This window comes from Rhodococcus sp. YH1 (assembly GCF_009939605.1).
Classification (GTDB): Bacteria; Actinomycetota; Actinomycetes; order Mycobacteriales; family Mycobacteriaceae; genus Rhodococcus; species Rhodococcus aetherivorans.
This window is the reverse complement of record NZ_WVTE01000042.1, coordinates 1-14972: the sequence shown is the minus strand read 5'-3', so window position 1 is coordinate 14972 and position 14972 is coordinate 1. Positions and strand designations below refer to the sequence as shown.

General features: G+C 70.0%; 12 protein-coding genes. 3 read left to right on the top strand and 9 right to left on the bottom strand.

Translation table 11 applies throughout. The features are described from left to right. Positions 1-174 precede the first annotated feature (174 nt). A complete protein-coding gene (locus tag AIIKEEIJ_RS04625; protein WP_161995051.1) occupies positions 175-1611 on the bottom strand; it encodes an MFS transporter in 1437 nt (478 codons plus the stop codon). A 109-nt stretch (positions 1612-1720) separates the two neighbouring features. Between AIIKEEIJ_RS04625 and AIIKEEIJ_RS04620 the strand changes: the two genes are divergently transcribed. Both AIIKEEIJ_RS04620 and AIIKEEIJ_RS04615 read left to right on the top strand, forming a co-directional pair. After that, on the top strand, positions 1721-2614 hold the full coding sequence (locus tag AIIKEEIJ_RS04620) for a phosphoribosylaminoimidazolesuccinocarboxamide synthase (protein WP_006931941.1): 894 nt from the start codon (positions 1721-1723) through the stop codon (positions 2612-2614). Next, positions 2611-4752, top strand: coding sequence for a prolyl oligopeptidase family serine peptidase (locus AIIKEEIJ_RS04615; protein ID WP_161995050.1), 2142 nt, complete (start codon positions 2611-2613; stop codon positions 4750-4752). The genes AIIKEEIJ_RS04620 and AIIKEEIJ_RS04615 overlap by 4 nt, the downstream gene beginning before the upstream one ends. 75 nt (positions 4753-4827) lie before the next feature. Here the strand turns inward: AIIKEEIJ_RS04615 and AIIKEEIJ_RS04610 are convergent, their stop codons facing one another. Then, entirely contained in the window at positions 4828-5517 is a 690-nt protein-coding gene (locus AIIKEEIJ_RS04610) for a response regulator (protein WP_161995049.1), read from the bottom strand. Beyond that, the gene (locus AIIKEEIJ_RS04605; RefSeq protein ID WP_202916583.1) at positions 5514-7070 is read right to left on the bottom strand and encodes an ATP-binding protein; all 1557 of its coding nucleotides are present in this window, start codon (positions 7068-7070) and stop codon (positions 5514-5516) included. The genes AIIKEEIJ_RS04610 and AIIKEEIJ_RS04605 overlap by 4 nt, the downstream gene beginning before the upstream one ends. Positions 7071-7263: 193 nt before the next feature. On the opposite strand from AIIKEEIJ_RS04605, the gene AIIKEEIJ_RS04600 reads away from it, so the two are divergent. Further along, the gene (locus AIIKEEIJ_RS04600; protein WP_006931951.1) at positions 7264-8670 is read left to right on the top strand and encodes a C4-dicarboxylate transporter DctA; all 1407 of its coding nucleotides are present in this window, start codon (positions 7264-7266) and stop codon (positions 8668-8670) included. 86 nt (positions 8671-8756) lie between these two features. Here AIIKEEIJ_RS04600 and AIIKEEIJ_RS04595 read toward each other — a convergent pair whose 3' ends face one another. The 6 genes from AIIKEEIJ_RS04595 to AIIKEEIJ_RS04570 all read right to left on the bottom strand — a co-directional run. After that, entirely contained in the window at positions 8757-9803 is a 1047-nt protein-coding gene (locus tag AIIKEEIJ_RS04595; RefSeq protein WP_029541357.1) for a nucleoside hydrolase, read from the bottom strand. 120 nt (positions 9804-9923) lie between these two features. Then, positions 9924-10529: a TetR family transcriptional regulator gene (locus AIIKEEIJ_RS04590; protein ID WP_006931956.1), complete on the bottom strand. Its 606-nt coding sequence runs from the start codon at positions 10527-10529 to the stop codon at positions 9924-9926. Between the two features lie 94 nt (positions 10530-10623). Next, positions 10624-11541 carry a LysR substrate-binding domain-containing protein gene (locus AIIKEEIJ_RS04585; protein WP_006931958.1) on the bottom strand — a complete coding sequence of 306 codons (918 nt, stop codon included), beginning with the start codon at positions 11539-11541 and terminating at the stop codon, positions 10624-10626. 10 nt (positions 11542-11551) lie between these two features. Next, positions 11552-13141, bottom strand: a complete 1590-nt coding sequence (gene ahpF / locus AIIKEEIJ_RS04580) for an alkyl hydroperoxide reductase subunit F (RefSeq protein ID WP_161995047.1) — start codon at positions 13139-13141, stop codon at positions 11552-11554. Positions 13142-13281: 140 nt separating this feature from the next. After that, positions 13282-13845, bottom strand: a complete 564-nt coding sequence (gene ahpC / locus AIIKEEIJ_RS04575) for an alkyl hydroperoxide reductase subunit C (protein ID WP_050034622.1) — start codon at positions 13843-13845, stop codon at positions 13282-13284. Positions 13846-14043: 198 nt separating this feature from the next. After that, positions 14044-14972, bottom strand: a 929-nt coding sequence (locus tag AIIKEEIJ_RS04570; protein ID WP_161995046.1) for an oxidoreductase, incomplete at its 5' end; no start/stop codon positions are given.

Sequence of the window (14972 nt, the reverse complement as noted above, 5' to 3'; positions counted from 1 at the left end):
GTTTGATGTTGGGCACGCGGGTCGGGTCGCTCGCGTAGACCTCGACCCCGCGGCCGGCGAACGTGACGCGGCGCATGCGGGGGGTGATGTCCTCGACCTTCGCGACTTCGATGACGCTGGGCAGCAGCCCGTCTTCGTTCGACATGACCCACACCTTAGGTGAGCCTTTCCAACCTAAGGGGTGCCGGGTGGTTCGGCGGGCCGGTTCGGCATCGTCGCGGCCGTCACCGCCAGGCCCACCGCGGCCACGAGAAGGGCGACGAACACCGGAGCCACCGCGTCGGCGAGCCGCTCCGGCTCCAAGGGGCCCGACCCGGCGACCCCGTCCGCGGCCAGCGCCGAGTTCGCCAGCGCGCCGAACACCGCGACCCCGACGGCGCTGCCGATCGATCGGGCGAACGAATACGCCCCCGTCACCAGGCCCCGCTCGGCCCACGTCACGCTCGACTGCGCCGAGATCAGCGCCGGGCTCGCGATCAGGCCCATCCCGAGACCGACCAGCACGCAGCACACCGCGACGTGCCACACCGGCGATTGCTCGTCGAGCAGCGTCAGCAGACCCGTGCCGGCCAGCACCGGCACGGACCCGATCATCGCGGTGTTGCGGAACCCGATCCGCAGGTAGAACCAGCCGGAACGAGCCGCCGCGAGCGGCCAGCCGATCGTCATCGTCGACAGGGTGAATCCCGCGACCAGTGCCGTGGTGCCCAGCGACCCCTGCACGAACGCGGGCACGTAGGAGGTCAGCCCCAGCACCACGGCGCCGACGAGGGCAGCGACCGCGCTGCTGGTCAGCACCACACGACGGGCGAACACCCACGGCGGTAGGATCGGCTCCGGCGCCCGCCGCTCGACCCACACGAACAGCAGCAACAGCGTCGTGCCGGCCGCGAACACCCCGGCGCTCGGCGCCGATGCCCACGCCCACGCCTGCCCGCCCTCGAGCAGACCCAGGATCAGCAGACCCGAACCCGTGGCGAGCGTCGCGGCGCCGGCCAGGTCCACCCGCCGCCGGGTGGCCGGGGGCCGTGGCTCGGCGAACGCCCGCAGGAGCACCCCCGCGGCCAGCGCACACAGCGGCAGGTTGACCCAGAAGATCCACCGCCACGACACATAGTCGGAGAACACGCCGCCGACGGCGGGGCCGACGATCGCCGACATGCCCCACACGCTCGCGAGGTAGCCCTGCGCCTTTGCGCGCTCGGCGACGGTGTAGATGTCGCCGGCGATGGTCTGCGCCATCGGCAGCACGGCCCCCGCCCCGAGACCCTGCACCGCGCGGAAGGCGATCAGTGCCGGCATGCTCCACGCCAGCGCGCACAGCGCCGAGCCCAGCGCGAACAGCGCGATGCCGAACAGCAGCACGGGTTTGCGCCCGTACACGTCCGACACCTTGCCGTAGACCGGCACGAGCACGGCCTGCGTGAGCAGGTAGCTCGAGAACAGCCACGGGAACTGCGTGAAGCCGCCGAGGTCCGCGACGATGGTCGGGACGGCGGTGGCCAGGATGGTGCTCTCGAGTGCGACGAGCGCGGTGGCGAGCATCAGAGCCGCGAGAATCGGTCCGCGTTCCGAGCGCAGACCCACGTCGATCCGGGGTGCGGCCGACATCACGCTCCTGTTCGGGGTGGGGTTCCGGTCACGATCATTGTCATAGTGAACGATCCGGCGATCGGACGGGGGTGCGGTGCAGGTCGGCGCGGCGCACTAGGGTGGCAGCGTGCGTCCATCACTCCAGTCCTACCCCCACCTCGCCGGCGGCAAGGTCCGGGACCTGTATGTCATAGACGACGAGCACCTGCTCCTCGTGGCCAGCGACCGGATCTCGGCATACGACCACGTGCTCGACACCCCGATCCCCGACAAGGGCCGGGTGCTCACCGCGATGAGCGTGTTCTTCTTCAACCTGCTCGAGGTGAACCACCACCTCGCCGGGGAGCCCGACGACGAACGCATCCCCGCCGAGGTCCTCGGCCGCGCCCTCGTCGTCAAACGGCTGAAGATGGTGCCGATCGAGTGCGTGGCCCGCGGCTTCCTCACCGGGTCGGGCCTGCTCGACTACCGGAAGACCGGCGCGGTGTGCGGCGTCCCGCTGCCCGAGGGCCTCGTGGAGGCCAGTCAGCTGCCGGATCCGATCTTCACCCCGGCGAGCAAGGCCGAACTCGGCGACCACGACGAGAACATCACCTTCGAGGAGGTCGCCGACAAGGTCGGCGTGGATCTCGCCGTGAAGCTGCGCGAGGACACCCTCGACATCTACGGCCGTGCCGCGATGTACGCGGCGGACAAGGGCATCCTGCTCGCCGACACGAAGTTCGAGTTCGGCCTCGACGACGACGGCAACCTCATCCTCGCCGACGAAGTGCTCACCCCGGATTCGTCACGCTACTGGCCCGCCGAGGGCTACGAGCCCGGCAAGGTGCAGCCCAGCTTCGACAAGCAGTTCGTGCGCAACTGGCTGACGGGCCCCGAGTCCGGCTGGGACCGTGCGTCCGACACCCCGCCGCCGCCCCTGCCGCAGCACATCGTCGACGCCACCCGGGAGCGCTACATCGAAGCCTACGAACGGATCTCGGGCCTGTCGTTCGCCGACTGGTGGGGGCCGAGCGCATGACCCCGCCGATCGCCAAGCGGGTCCCGTCCGAGCGGGTCCATCACGGACACACCTTCGTCGACGAGTACGAGTGGCTCCGCGACAAGGAGAATCCCGAGGTCATCGCCCATCTCGAGGCCGAGAACGCGTGGACCGAGAAGCAGACCGCGCATCTGGCGCCGCTGCGGGAGCGGATCTTCGAGGAGATCAAGTCCCGCACGCAGGAAACCGACATGTCGGTGCCCACCCGCATGGGGGACTGGTGGTACTACGCCCGTACCGTCGAGGGCAAGCAGTACAGCATCCAGTGCCGCTGTCCGATCGCCGACCCCGACGACTGGAATCCGCCGGAGCTGGCGCCGGGTGTGGAACTGCCGGGCGAGCAGGTGCTGCTCGACGGCAACGTCGAGGCGGCCGGGCACGAGTTTTTCTCCCTCGGCGCGTTCTCGATCAGCCACGACGGGACGCTGCTCGCGTACTCGGTCGACGTCGTCGGCGACGAGCGCTACACGCTGCGGTTCAAGAACCTCGGCACCGGCGAGCTGCTCGCCGACGAGATCCCCGGGACCGCACCCGGCGCGACGTGGGCGATCGACCACAGCCACATCTTCTACCTCACCGTGGACGAGTCGTGGCGGCCGGACACAGTATGGCGGCACCGTCTCGGCACGTCCCACACCGAGGACGTCAAGGTCTTCCACGAGCCCGACGAGCGGTACTGGGTGTCGGTGGGTACCACCCGCAGCGAGAAGTATCTGATGATCTGGGTGGGATCCAAGATCACCACCGAGGGCTGGGTGCTCGAATCCGCGGATCCCACCGGCGAATTCCGGGTGCTGCTGCCGCGCCGCGAGGGCGTCGAGTACGGCGCCGAGCATGCCGTCATCGGCGGCGAGGACCGGTTCCTGGTCATGCACAACGACGTCGTCGAGGTGGTGAACGACGCGACGGGGGAGATCACCCGCGAGAAGGCGGAGAACTTCGTCCTCGCCGAGGCGCCCGTGGACGATCCGTCGGCGCTGCGCACTCTCATCGGGCACCGGCACGACGTGCGTCTCGAGGACGTCGACGCGTTCGCCGGGCACCTCGTTCTCGGGTACCGACGGGAGGCGCTGACCCGGCTCGCGGTGTGGCCGCTGACCGCCGACGGCTACGGCGAGCTGACCGAACTCGAGTTCGACGAGGAACTCTTCGCCGTCGGCCCGGGTGCGAATCCGGAATGGCACCAGCCGATGCTGCGGCTCGGCTTCACGTCGTTCATCACCCCCAGCCGGGTCTACGACTACGTCGTGGATTCGGGAGAGCTGTTGCTGCGCAAGGCCCAGCCGGTGCTCGGTGACTTCGACCCGTCGAACTACGAACAGCGCCGGGACTGGGCGGTGGCCGAGGACGGCACCCGTATCCCGCTGTCGATCGTGACCCGCAAGGGCACGCCCGAGAACTCGCCGGCGCTGCTCTACGGTTACGGGTCGTACGAGGCCAGCATCGACCCCGGTTTCTCGGTGGCGCGGCTGTCGCTCCTCGACCGGGGCATGGTCTTCGCGGTGGCGCACGTGCGGGGCGGCGGCGAGATGGGCCGGCACTGGTACGAGAACGGCAAGACGCTGGCGAAGAAGAACACCTTCACCGACTTCGTCGCCTGCGCACGGCACCTGATCGACGCCGGTGTCACCGGCCCGGACCGGCTCGTCGCCGACGGCGGCAGCGCGGGTGGCCTGTTGATGGGCGCGGTGGCGAACCTGGCGCCGGAGCTGTTCGCCGGGATCCTTGCGAACGTGCCGTTCGTCGACCCGCTCACGTCGATCCTCGATCCGTCGCTGCCGCTGACGGTGATCGAATGGGACGAGTGGGGAAACCCCCTCGACAACCCCGAGGTGTACGAGTACATGCGCTCGTACAGCCCGTACGAGAACGTCGAGGCGAAGAACTACCCGGCGATCCTCGCGATCACCAGCCTCAACGACACCCGGGTGCTCTACGTCGAGCCGGCCAAGTGGGTGGCCAAGCTGCGTGCCACCAAGACCGGTGACGCCCCGTTGCTGCTCAAGACGGAGATGAGCGCCGGCCACGGCGGCGTGTCCGGCCGGTACGAGAAGTGGCGCGAGGTGGCCTTCGAGTTCGCGTGGGTGCTCGAGACCTCCGGGGCATACCGCGGCTGAGAACCGCCGGGGCCGAATGTCACATGCGTTCGATGTAAACGACACGGTGTGACATTCGGCCACAACGGCCGCCGCTCAGCGCGGGGCGTAGCGGATCTGCGGACGGCCGGCACGGCCGTACTCGGTGTGCCGGGAGGCGACGCCGTCGTCGGCCAGGCGCTCCAGATACCGCCACGCCGTCACCCGGGACACGCCCACCGCGCTGCCCACCTCGGCGGCCGTCAGCGGGCGCGACGCGTCCCGCAGGCACCGGGCCACCGCATCGAGGGTTTGCGGCGCAACGCCTTTCGGGGACGAGGCGCGCGGATCGGAGGTCCGCAGCGCAGCCATCGCCCGGTCGATGTCGTGCTGGCCGGTGGCCGTGCCCGACGCGCCGAGCGCGTCGCGGTAGGCCAGGTAGTGGTCGAGCTTGTCGCTCAGGGCCGCGAATGTGAACGGCTTGAGCAGATACAGCACGATGCCCCGGGCGACGGCGGTGCGGACGACCTCGAGGTCGCGGGCGGAGGTGACGGCGATGATGTCCGGGCTCGGGCGGATCCCGCTCATCGCTGCAGCCACGTCGAGGCCGCTCATGTCGGGCAGGCCGATGTCCAGCAACACCAGATCCACCGGCTCGGCGGTCCGCGCGGCGTCGGCGACGGCGCGCAGCGCGGCCTGCCCGGTGTTGGCGACGGCGGCGACCCTGAACTGCGGCAGCCGATCGACGTAGGCGCGGTGGGCATCGGCGATGCGGGGCTCGTCCTCCACGACGAGGACGCGAATCATCGTGCGCCGCCTCCGTGCTCGGCCTGCAGGGGGATCTCCGCGACGACCATCGAACCCAGCGACGGTTCGGTCCGCAGAGTGCCGCGGTGCCGCGCCACCACCTGCGCGACGAGGGCCAGGCCCAGGCCGTGGTGGTCCGCCTTCGTGGAGTAGCCCCGCGCCATGGCACGGGCGAGGGTTTCCGGCGACATCCCCGGCCCGCTGTCCGCCACCTCGACGATCATGTTCGAATCATCCTGCCGTATCGTCACTTCCACCCAGGGCTCGTCGACGGCCCGCGCGGCGTCGATGGCGTTGTCCACCAGGTTGCCGACGAGCGTCACCAGGTCCCGGGTGCCGAGCGGCGTCGCGCCCAGTGCGGTGTCGTCGGTGAGGGTCAGCTCCACGCCGCGCTCGGCGGCGTCGTTGATCTTCCCCAGCAGCAGGGCGACCAGCGCGGGTTCCTGCACCGACGCGGTGAGCCGGTCGATGAGCTGCTGCGACAGGCGTAGCTCCTGCGTCGCGAACGCGACCGCCTCCTCGGGGCGTCCCAGTTCGACCATCGTGACGATGGTGTGCAGCCGGTTCGCCGACTCGTGCGCCTGCGCGCGCAGCGCGTCGGCGAATCCGCGCACCGAGTCCAGTTCGCCCAGCACCCTCCGCAATTCGGTGCGATCCCGCAACGTCATCACCGTGGCGATCCGTCGGCCCTCCCACTGCACCGGGCTGCGGTCGACGACCAGGACGCGGTCCTCGGTGAGAAGTACGTCGCCGCGGGCGTCCGGGTCCGAGCCGGCCACCCGCAGCGCCTCGGGCAGGTCCTCCGTCGTGACCGGGCCGTCGCCGAGGCCGAGCAGGCGCCGCGCCTCGTCGTTGACGACCTCCACACGTGCGGGCTCGTCGGTGCCGAGCACGATCAGGCCCTCGCCGATCGCGTGGAGGACCGCGTCGTGGTGCTCGTAGAGCCGGCGCAGCTCGTCCGGTGCGAGTCCGAGGGTCTGGCGGCGCAGGCGCCGGCTGACGAGCACGGCGCCGGCGGCCGCGACGGCCAGGGCCGCGGCCGACAGGCCCAGGAGGGCGGGCAGCCCACGGGCGAACTGGTCGGCGACCTTCGCGCGGGTGACGCCGACGGCGACCAGGCCGACGACGCGTTCGTCGTCGAGGATCGGCGCCACCGCCCGGATGGACGGGCCGAGCGAGCCGGCGTAGGTCTCGGTGAACGCGGTGCCGGCGAGGGCCGGTTCGATGTTGCCGCTGAACGGCAGACCGATCATCGCGGGGTCGGTGTGGGTGTACCGGGTCCGGTCCGGCGCCATCACCACGATGAAGTCGGTGCCCGTCGCCTCCCGGATCCGTTCGGTGCGCGGTTGCAGCACCGCGGTCGGGTCCGGCGTGCGCAGCGCCGCGGCCGTCGAGTCGGACCCGGCCAGGGATTCGGCGATGGCGAGGACGGTGCGGCGGGTGGCGTCGTCGCTGTCGCGGCGCTCGTCGATCCCGACGAGGACGGTACCTGCGGCGATGACCAGGGCGAGCACAGCCAGCTGCAGCACCAGCAGCTGACGTGCCACGCTCATCGACGGCCGGTGCGCGGTCGGCGGCACGGACGTACTCCTTCCGGATGCCGGTGGGTCCGCCTCGTGAGCGCGACATCACCTGAACGAAATGAACGCAATCTTCACCGGGTGAGGCTGCGCTACCACCATTTCTATCAGGAACGTGACCGCGATCACGAAGTCCCCCGAAACGTCCCATCCGAGAGGATCCGCCATGAGCACGTCCACCGACTCCCGGCCACCCGGTGCCAAGTCGCCGGCCAAGCGCAAAGACCGGACGCACTGGCTCTACGTCGGTGTCATCGTGGCGGTGGTGGCCGGCGTCCTCGTCGGCTGGCTCGCCCCGGACGTCGCCAAGTCGTTCGGCGTCCTCGGCACGATGTTCGTCGATCTCATCAAGATGATGATCAGCCCGGTCATCTTCTGCACGATCGTCCTCGGCATCGGCTCGGTGCGGGCCGCCGCCAGCGTCGGCAAGGTCGGCGGCCTGGCGATGGTGTACTTCCTCGGCATGTCCACCGTCGCGCTCGCTATCGGCCTGGGGGTGGGTAACCTGCTCGATCCGGGCAGCGGCCTGAACCTCTCTCCGGAGACCGCCGGCACCGGTGCCGCGCTGGCCGACAAGGCCCACGCCGCGGGCGGGACCATGGACTTCATCGCGTCGATCATCCCCACGTCGCTGCTGTCGGCGCTGACCGAGGGCAGCGTGCTGCAGACCCTGTTCGTCGCACTGCTGGTCGGCTTCGCGCTGCAGGCCCTCGGGAAGACCGGCGAGCCGGTCCTGCGAGGCATCGGCTACGTGCAGAAGCTCGTGTTCAAGATCCTGTCGATGATCCTGTGGCTCGCTCCGATCGGTGCCTTCGGCGCCATCGCCAACGTGGTCGGGCAGACCGGTCTCGGCGCGGTCGTCCAGCTCGGCACCCTCATGATCGGGTTCTACCTCACCTGCGTGCTGTTCGTGTTCGGTGTGCTGGGCTCCCTGCTGCGCATGGTGTCCGGGGTGTCGATCTTCAAGCTGGTCAAGTACCTGGCCCGCGAATACCTGCTGATCTTCGCGACGTCCTCGTCCGAGTCCGCGCTGCCCCGGCTCATCGCGAAGATGGAGCACGTCGGTGTCGAGCGCACCACCGTCGGCGTCGTGGTCCCCACCGGCTACTCGTTCAACCTGGACGGCACCGCCATCTACCTGACGATGGCCTCGCTCTTCATCGCCGATGCGCTCGGTTCGCCGCTGTCCCTGGCCGAGCAGCTCTCCCTGCTGGTGTTCATGATCGTCGCGTCGAAGGGCGCGGCCGGAGTGAGCGGCGCGGGCCTGGCCACGCTCGCCGGCGGCCTGCAGAGCCACCGTCCGGAGCTGCTCGACGGCGTCGGCCTCATCGTCGGCATCGACCGGTTCATGTCCGAGGCGCGCGCGGTCACCAACTTCTCCGGCAACGCCGTCGCCACCCTGCTGGTGGGAACGTGGACCGGCACCGTCGACCGCGGCCGCGTCCGCGACGTCCTCGCCGGCCGCATCCCGTTCGACGAGGAGACCATGGTCGACGACGGCCACGGTCCGGTCGCCGAGCCGAAGCCGGCCGTCGCCGCCGAGCCGGAAGAGAAGGTGCTGGCACGCGCCTGACCCACCTCCGCGAAACCCCTTGTGGCCGAATGTCACACCGGTTCGATCAGATCGAGCCGGTGTGACATTCGGCCATAGGCGTTCGGTCAGACGTGCGTCCGGGACAGCGCGGCGAGGTGCGCCCCGACCCGCTCGACGAGGTGGTCGAAGAACAGCGGCGGGTCGGTGGCGACGACGATCTCGGCGTTCGGTTGCCGGCCCCACATGCCGGACCAGTCGGCGACGGTGGTGCCGCGGGTGAGCCGGCCGTCGAGTTCGACGTCGACCGTCGCCGGACGGGTGGTGACGGGCACCGCTCCCAGGGCGACCGCCGCCGCGAACGGATCGTGGACGTGTGCCAGGAAACCCTGATCCTGATCGCGGTGGAATTCCATGTAGAAGCGCAGGGCGTCGGACAGGTACCGCACGACCGGGTGGGACGCCTCCGAGCGCAGTCCGCGCGGATCGTCCGGCGAGAGGATTTCGGCCGGCACGCTCCCCGCGGTCTCGGCGAGCCGTCGCAGGTGTTCCGGTCGCATCGCGATGGACTCGGTGGTGTCGAGGGAGCACACGATCGGCCGACGGCCGGGCTCGACCGCGGAGAACGCGTCGAACACCGCCTTCGCGGCCTCGGGGTCCACCGCGACGTTCCACTCGGAGGTGGGTGTGGTGTTGCCCGGGTAGTTGAACGCCCCGCCCATCACGACCAGACGACGCAACCGGTGGGGGAGTTCCGGGTCGAGCCGGACCGCCAGTGCGAGATTGGTGAGCGGACCGGTGACGAGCCCGACGAGTTCGCCGGGGTGGGCGCGGGTCAGCTCCACCCATGCCTCGGCGGCGCTGCGGCCCGACGGGCCGCGTCCGGGGGCGGGCAGGTCGGCGTAACCGACGCCGCGCGGGCCGTGCGTGTCCTCGGTGGTCATCAGCGGCGCGACGAGCGGGGCCTCGGAGCCGACGGCGACCTCGATGTCCGGCCGGCCGCACACCTGCAGCCACGCCAGGTTGTTCGTGGTGACCTGCTGCACGGGCACGTTCCCCGCGGTGGAGAGCACCGCGACGATCTCCGCGTCCGGACTCGCCAGCAGGTAGAGCAGGGCGAGTGCATCGTCGATGCCGGTGTCGACGTCGGCGACGAGGCGGGTGGGTTCGGGCACCCGCCCATCCTGCAGTACGCGGCCGCGGCCCGGAACGGTCGGGGCGGGCCGGATGGGTGTGGATGCCGACCACACCGCGGACGGACGGCCGATCGCGGCTCGGGCAGTGCGAGTGCGGTCTCAGCCGACGATGCGCCGCAACTCCTCGCGGCAGCGGCGGTAGACCTCCACCGGTTCCGCGGCCTCGCCCGCGAGGGCGAGTTCGCCCCAACGCTCCCAGCTCGTGCGCCACACGGCCACGGCCGTCTCGGCGACCAGCAGGATCGTCGCCGGGTCGTAGTGCGGGAGCTGTTCGGTCAGGCGGGCCCGGAGGCGGGACGTGAGGACCTGCTCCTGCGATGCGGCGAGCGCCTGCAGGTCGGGCTCTTTCGCCAGCAGGCGCGCGACGCGCCGGTGTTCCTCCAGGTCGGGGTCGGTCTCCCGGCTCATCACCGCCTCCGCGGCGGCCTCGACGCTTCTCAGGACGGCGGCGGGATCCGGGCCGGAGACCTCCAGGGCGTCGATCACCAGGAGCAGGCGGCGCTGTCCGGGCAGGGCGGCCTGCTCCTTGGAGGTGAAGTACCGGAAGAAGGTGCGGGCCGAGATGCCGACCCGGTCGGAGATCTGCTGGACGGTGGTCTCGCGGACGCCCTGTTCCTCGAACAACTCGAGGGCAGCCCGGTGGATCTCCTGGTGGGTGTCCAGGCGGCGCCGGGTCCGCAGATCGCGGGGGATGTCGACGTTCATGCGGTCCTTCCTCAGCCGGTGTCCTGCGATTATGACCACCTCCGTCGATGCCGGCGTGCGGGCGGCGACCCGGCCGTCGCCTCGGGTTGCCGGCTCAGGAGGGCGGTGTCGTGTCGACCAGGCCGGCGGGGAGCTGGCGGAACATCTCGGCGAGCTGAGGCAGGAAGTCGCGGAAGCCGCTGCTCTTGCGCCAGAACATGCCGATGCGGCGATGCGGGACGGGATCTTCGAAGCGCAGCAGCCGGATGTCCGGCGGCTGGGTGACCGGGGTGGTGACGGCCAGGCGGGGCAACAGTGTCACCCCGACCCCGGCGATCACCATCTGACGCAGGGTCTCCAGGCTCGTCGCCCGGAAGCCGTTGCGTTCGGCGGCTCCGGTCAACCGGCACACCTCGAGGGCTTGGTCCCGCAGGCAGTGACCGTCCTCGAGCAACAGAAGGCTCTCGTCCGCGATCACCGACATAGGGGCAGGTTCGGCCGTGGCGGCCAGCGGATGCGTGGCCGGGACGGCGAGCACGAAGTCCTCGGAGAACAGGTACTCCTGGTGCAGGTGTTCGTCGTTGACCGGGAGCGCCAGCACGGCGACGTCGAGGTCGCCGCCGCGGAGCCGCTCGAGGAGGTCCTCGGTCTTCTCCTCGATCAACAGCAGTTCGAGGTCGGGGAACCTCGCCCGCACCTTCGGCACGACATGGGGGAGCAGGTACGGCGCGAGGGTCGGGAACAGGCCGATGCGGAGCGTGCCCGACTCCGGGTCGGAGGACTGCCGGGCGATCTCGCGAATGTTCGCCGTCTCGCTCAGAATGATCCGGGCCCGCTCCACGATCTGCCGGCCCGCGTCGGTCAGGGTGATCTGACGCGGGCTCCGCTCGACGAGTTCGACGCCGAGTTCCTGTTCGAGCTTGCGGATCTGGGTCGACAGCGTCGGCTGACTGACGTAACAGGCCTCCGCCGCCCGGCCGAAGTGGCGGTGATGCGCCACCGCGGCCAGGTACTCGAGATCACGCAGGTTCACGAGGGACGAACTATCGGACGACCGCGGCGACCGAGTCCTCGGCCGGGGCGCTGGTGCGGATGAGATGGTCGAACGCGCCGAGCGCTGCCGTCGCTCCGGCGCCGGCGGCGATGATGATCTGCTTGTACGGCACCGTGGTGCAGTCGCCGGCGGCGAACACGCCGGGCACCGAGGTCTGGCCGCGGTCGTCGACGACGATCTCGCCGCGCGGCGACAGCTCGATCGTCCCGGTGAGCCACTCGGTGTTGGGCAGCAGGCCGATCTGGACGAAGATGCCCTCCAGGTCGAGCGTGTGCGCGGTCTCGGTGGTGCGGTCCTGGTAGGTCAGGCCGGTGACCTTGTGGCCGTCGCCGAGGACCTCGGTGGTCAGCGCGCTGACGACGATGTCGACGTTCGGCAGGCTGCGCAGCTTGCGCTGCAGCACCTCGTCGGCGCGCAGCGCCGAGTCGAACTCGAGGAGCGTGACGTGCGCGACGACGCCGGCGAGATCGATCGCGGCCTCGACGCCGGAGTTGCCGCCGCCGATCACGGCGACGCGCTTGCCCTTGAACAGCGGTCCGTCGCAGTGCGGGCAGTAGGTCACGCCCTTGTTCCGGTACTCGGTCTCGCCGGGCACGTTCATCGAACGCCACCGTGCACCCGTGGACAGGATCACGCTGCGGGCGAGCAGGGAGGCGCCGCTCTCGAGCTCAACCTCGACGAGGCCGCCCTCGGTCGCAGGCACGAGCTTCGCCGCGCGCTGCACGTTCATGATGTCGACGTCGTACTGGCGGACGTGGTTGTCGAGTGCGGCGCCGAGCTTGGGGCCTTCGGTGTAGGGCACGGAGACGAAATTCTCGATCGCCATCGTGTCGAGCACCTGGCCGCCGAAGCGCTCGGCGACGACACCGGTGCGAATACCCTTGCGGGCGGCGTAGATCGCGGCCGCGGCACCGGCCGGGCCGCCGCCGACGACGAGCACGTCGAACGGGTCCTTCCCGTCGATCGCGGCCGCCGCCCGGTCCGCGGCGCCGGTGTCGAGCTTGCCGATGATCTGCTCGAGGCTCATGCGGCCCGAGTCGAACAGCTCGCCGTTGAGGTACACCGTCGGCACGGCCATCACCTGACGTCCGTCGACCTCGTCCTGGAACAGGGCGCCGTCGATCGCGACGTGCTTGATGCGCGGGTTGAGCACGCACATCAGGTTCAGGGCCTGCACGACGTCGGGGCAGTTCTGGCAGGACAACGAGAAGTAGGTCTCGAAGTGCAGCTCGCCGTCCAGGTCTCGCACCTGCTGCTGCAGCTCCTCGGGCTCCTTCGACGGGTAACCGCCGACCTGGAGCAGAGCAAGCGCGAGCGAGGTGAACTCGTGGCCCAGCGGGATGCCGGCGAAGCGGACCTCGATGTCGGTGCCGACGCGGCGCACCGCGAAGGACGGGCGACGCGCGTCGTCGTCGCGACGCTCGTAGGTGACCTTGTCCGACATCGCCGCGATCTCGGTGAGCAGTTCGGCGAGTTCGGCGGACTTGGGTCCGTCGTCGAGGGAGGACACGAGCTCGATCGGCAGCGTCAGCCGCTCGAGGAGGGACTTCAGTTGGCCGGCAAGCGAGGCTTCGAGCATAGGGATCTACTCCATCGACGGGGCGGAACGGTGATCGGGGCGAAGGGAACTGCGCCGGGTGGTTCGGCGCTCCGGGGGTGGCGCGGGGTCCGGCGGACCGGACCCCGCGCCGCACTACCGGGGTGTCGAATCCGGGTGCGTCAGATCTTGCCCACGAGGTCCAGCGACGGGGCGAGGGTGTCGTCGCCCTCTTCCCACTTGGCCGGGCAGACCTCGCCCGGGTGCGACCGGACGTACTGGGCGGCCTTGACCTTGCGGACGAGTTCGGCGGCGTTGCGGCCGATGCCCTCCGCGGTGACCTCGGTGAACTGGATGATGCCGTCCGGGTCGACGAGGAAGGTGCCGCGGTCGGCCAGGCCCTCGTTCTCACGCAGCACCTCGAAGTTGGTGCTGATCTGCAGGGTCGGGTCGCCGATCATGGCGTACTTGATCTTGCCGATGGTCTCGGACGAGTCGTGCCACGCCTTGTGCGTGAAGTGGGTGTCGGTGGAGACCGAGAAGACCTCGACGCCGAGCTTCTGCAGCTCCTCGTAGTGGTCGGCCAGGTCGCCGAGCTCCGTCGGGCAGACGAAGGTGAAGTCGGCCGGGTAGAAGAAGAAGATCGCCCACTTGCCCTTGATGTCCTCGTCGGACACGGAGACGAAGCCGCCCTCCTGGTAGGCGGTCGCGGAGAAGGGCTTGATCTGCTTGTTGATCAGGGCCACGTTGAACCTCTGTTCGGTCGATATGGGTTTCTGACGTTGTCAACACTAACGACTTTCGATAGATATTGCCAATCGACCGGTCTGATTCGATTGATAGTCTGCATCTATCGGTATGATTGGTCGCGCCCGTCACCGCACCATGAAGACGGCGAGAGTTGTTCTCTCCGCTGCCGAGCGGGGCCGGCGCAGCCCTGAGGCTCAGCCCGCCTGCAGGAACGGGTAGTCGGTGTAGCCCTCGGCGCCCGGCGAGTAGAACAACGCCGGCCGCAGCTCGTTCTCCGGGTGCTCGCCGTGCCAGCGCTCGACCAGATCGGGATTGGCGATGAGCGCCCGGCCCACCGCCACGGCGTCGGCATGGGCGGCCTCGATCAGCTGCACCGCCTCCGCACGGGTGGTCGGCGACGCGAAGCCGCTGTTGGCGATCAGCCTGCCGCCGAAACGCCGGCGCAGCTCCTGCACCAACTCACCGGCCGGGTCCGCGTGCAGCACGGACAGGTAGGCCAGATTCAGCGGGCGCACCTGCTCGAGCAGGGCGCCGTAGGTGGCCAGGACGTCGTCCCGGTCGGTTTCGTAGGCGTCCTGGATGTTGTGCTCCGGCGAGATCCGCAGCCCGACTCGGCCGGCGCCGATGGCCGATGCCACCGCCGTGACCACCTCCACGACGAAACGGGCCCGGTTCTGCGGCGAACCGCCGTACTCGTCGGCGCGCTGATTGGCGGCCGGGGAGAGGAATTCGTGCAGCAGGTAGCCGTTGGCGCTGTGGATCTCCACGCCGTCCAGCCCGGCCTCGATCGCCCGGCGGGCCGCGGCGACGAAGTCCCCGATGATCGCCCGCGCCTCCTCCGTGGTCAGCGCGTGCGGCACCGGGTACGGCTGCTTGCCCTTCTCCGTGTGCCCCACACCGTCGATCGCGATCGCGCTCGGGGCGACGACCCGCCGGCCGCCGTTCACGTCGGGGTGCGTGACCCGGCCGCCGTGCATCACCTGCAGCACGATGCGACCGCCGCGGTCGTGCACCGCCTCGGCCACCCGCCGCCAGCCGGCCACCTGCTCGCCGGTGACGATCCCCGGCTGGCCGACGAAGGCCTGCGATTCGTGGTTCACATAGGTGCCCTCGGCGATGATCA

Excerpts from the sequence above, each read along its gene's own strand:
- AIIKEEIJ_RS04615 (WP_161995050.1), top strand. The coding sequence starts at position 2,611 with ATGACCCCGCCGATCGCCAAGCGGGTCCCGTCCGAGCGGGTCCATCAC.
- AIIKEEIJ_RS04590 (WP_006931956.1), bottom strand. The coding sequence starts at position 10,529 with ATGAACGTCGACATCCCCCGCGATCTGCGGACCCGGCGCCGCCTGGAC.
- AIIKEEIJ_RS04625 (WP_161995051.1), bottom strand. The coding sequence starts at position 1,611 with ATGTCGGCCGCACCCCGGATCGACGTGGGTCTGCGCTCGGAACGCGGA.
- ahpF (WP_161995047.1), bottom strand. The coding sequence starts at position 13,141 with ATGCTCGAAGCCTCGCTTGCCGGCCAACTGAAGTCCCTCCTCGAGCGG.
- AIIKEEIJ_RS04610 (WP_161995049.1), bottom strand. The coding sequence starts at position 5,517 with ATGATTCGCGTCCTCGTCGTGGAGGACGAGCCCCGCATCGCCGATGCC.
- AIIKEEIJ_RS04605 (WP_202916583.1), bottom strand. The coding sequence starts at position 7,070 with ATGAGCGTGGCACGTCAGCTGCTGGTGCTGCAGCTGGCTGTGCTCGCC.
- AIIKEEIJ_RS04600 (WP_006931951.1), top strand. The coding sequence starts at position 7,264 with ATGAGCACGTCCACCGACTCCCGGCCACCCGGTGCCAAGTCGCCGGCC.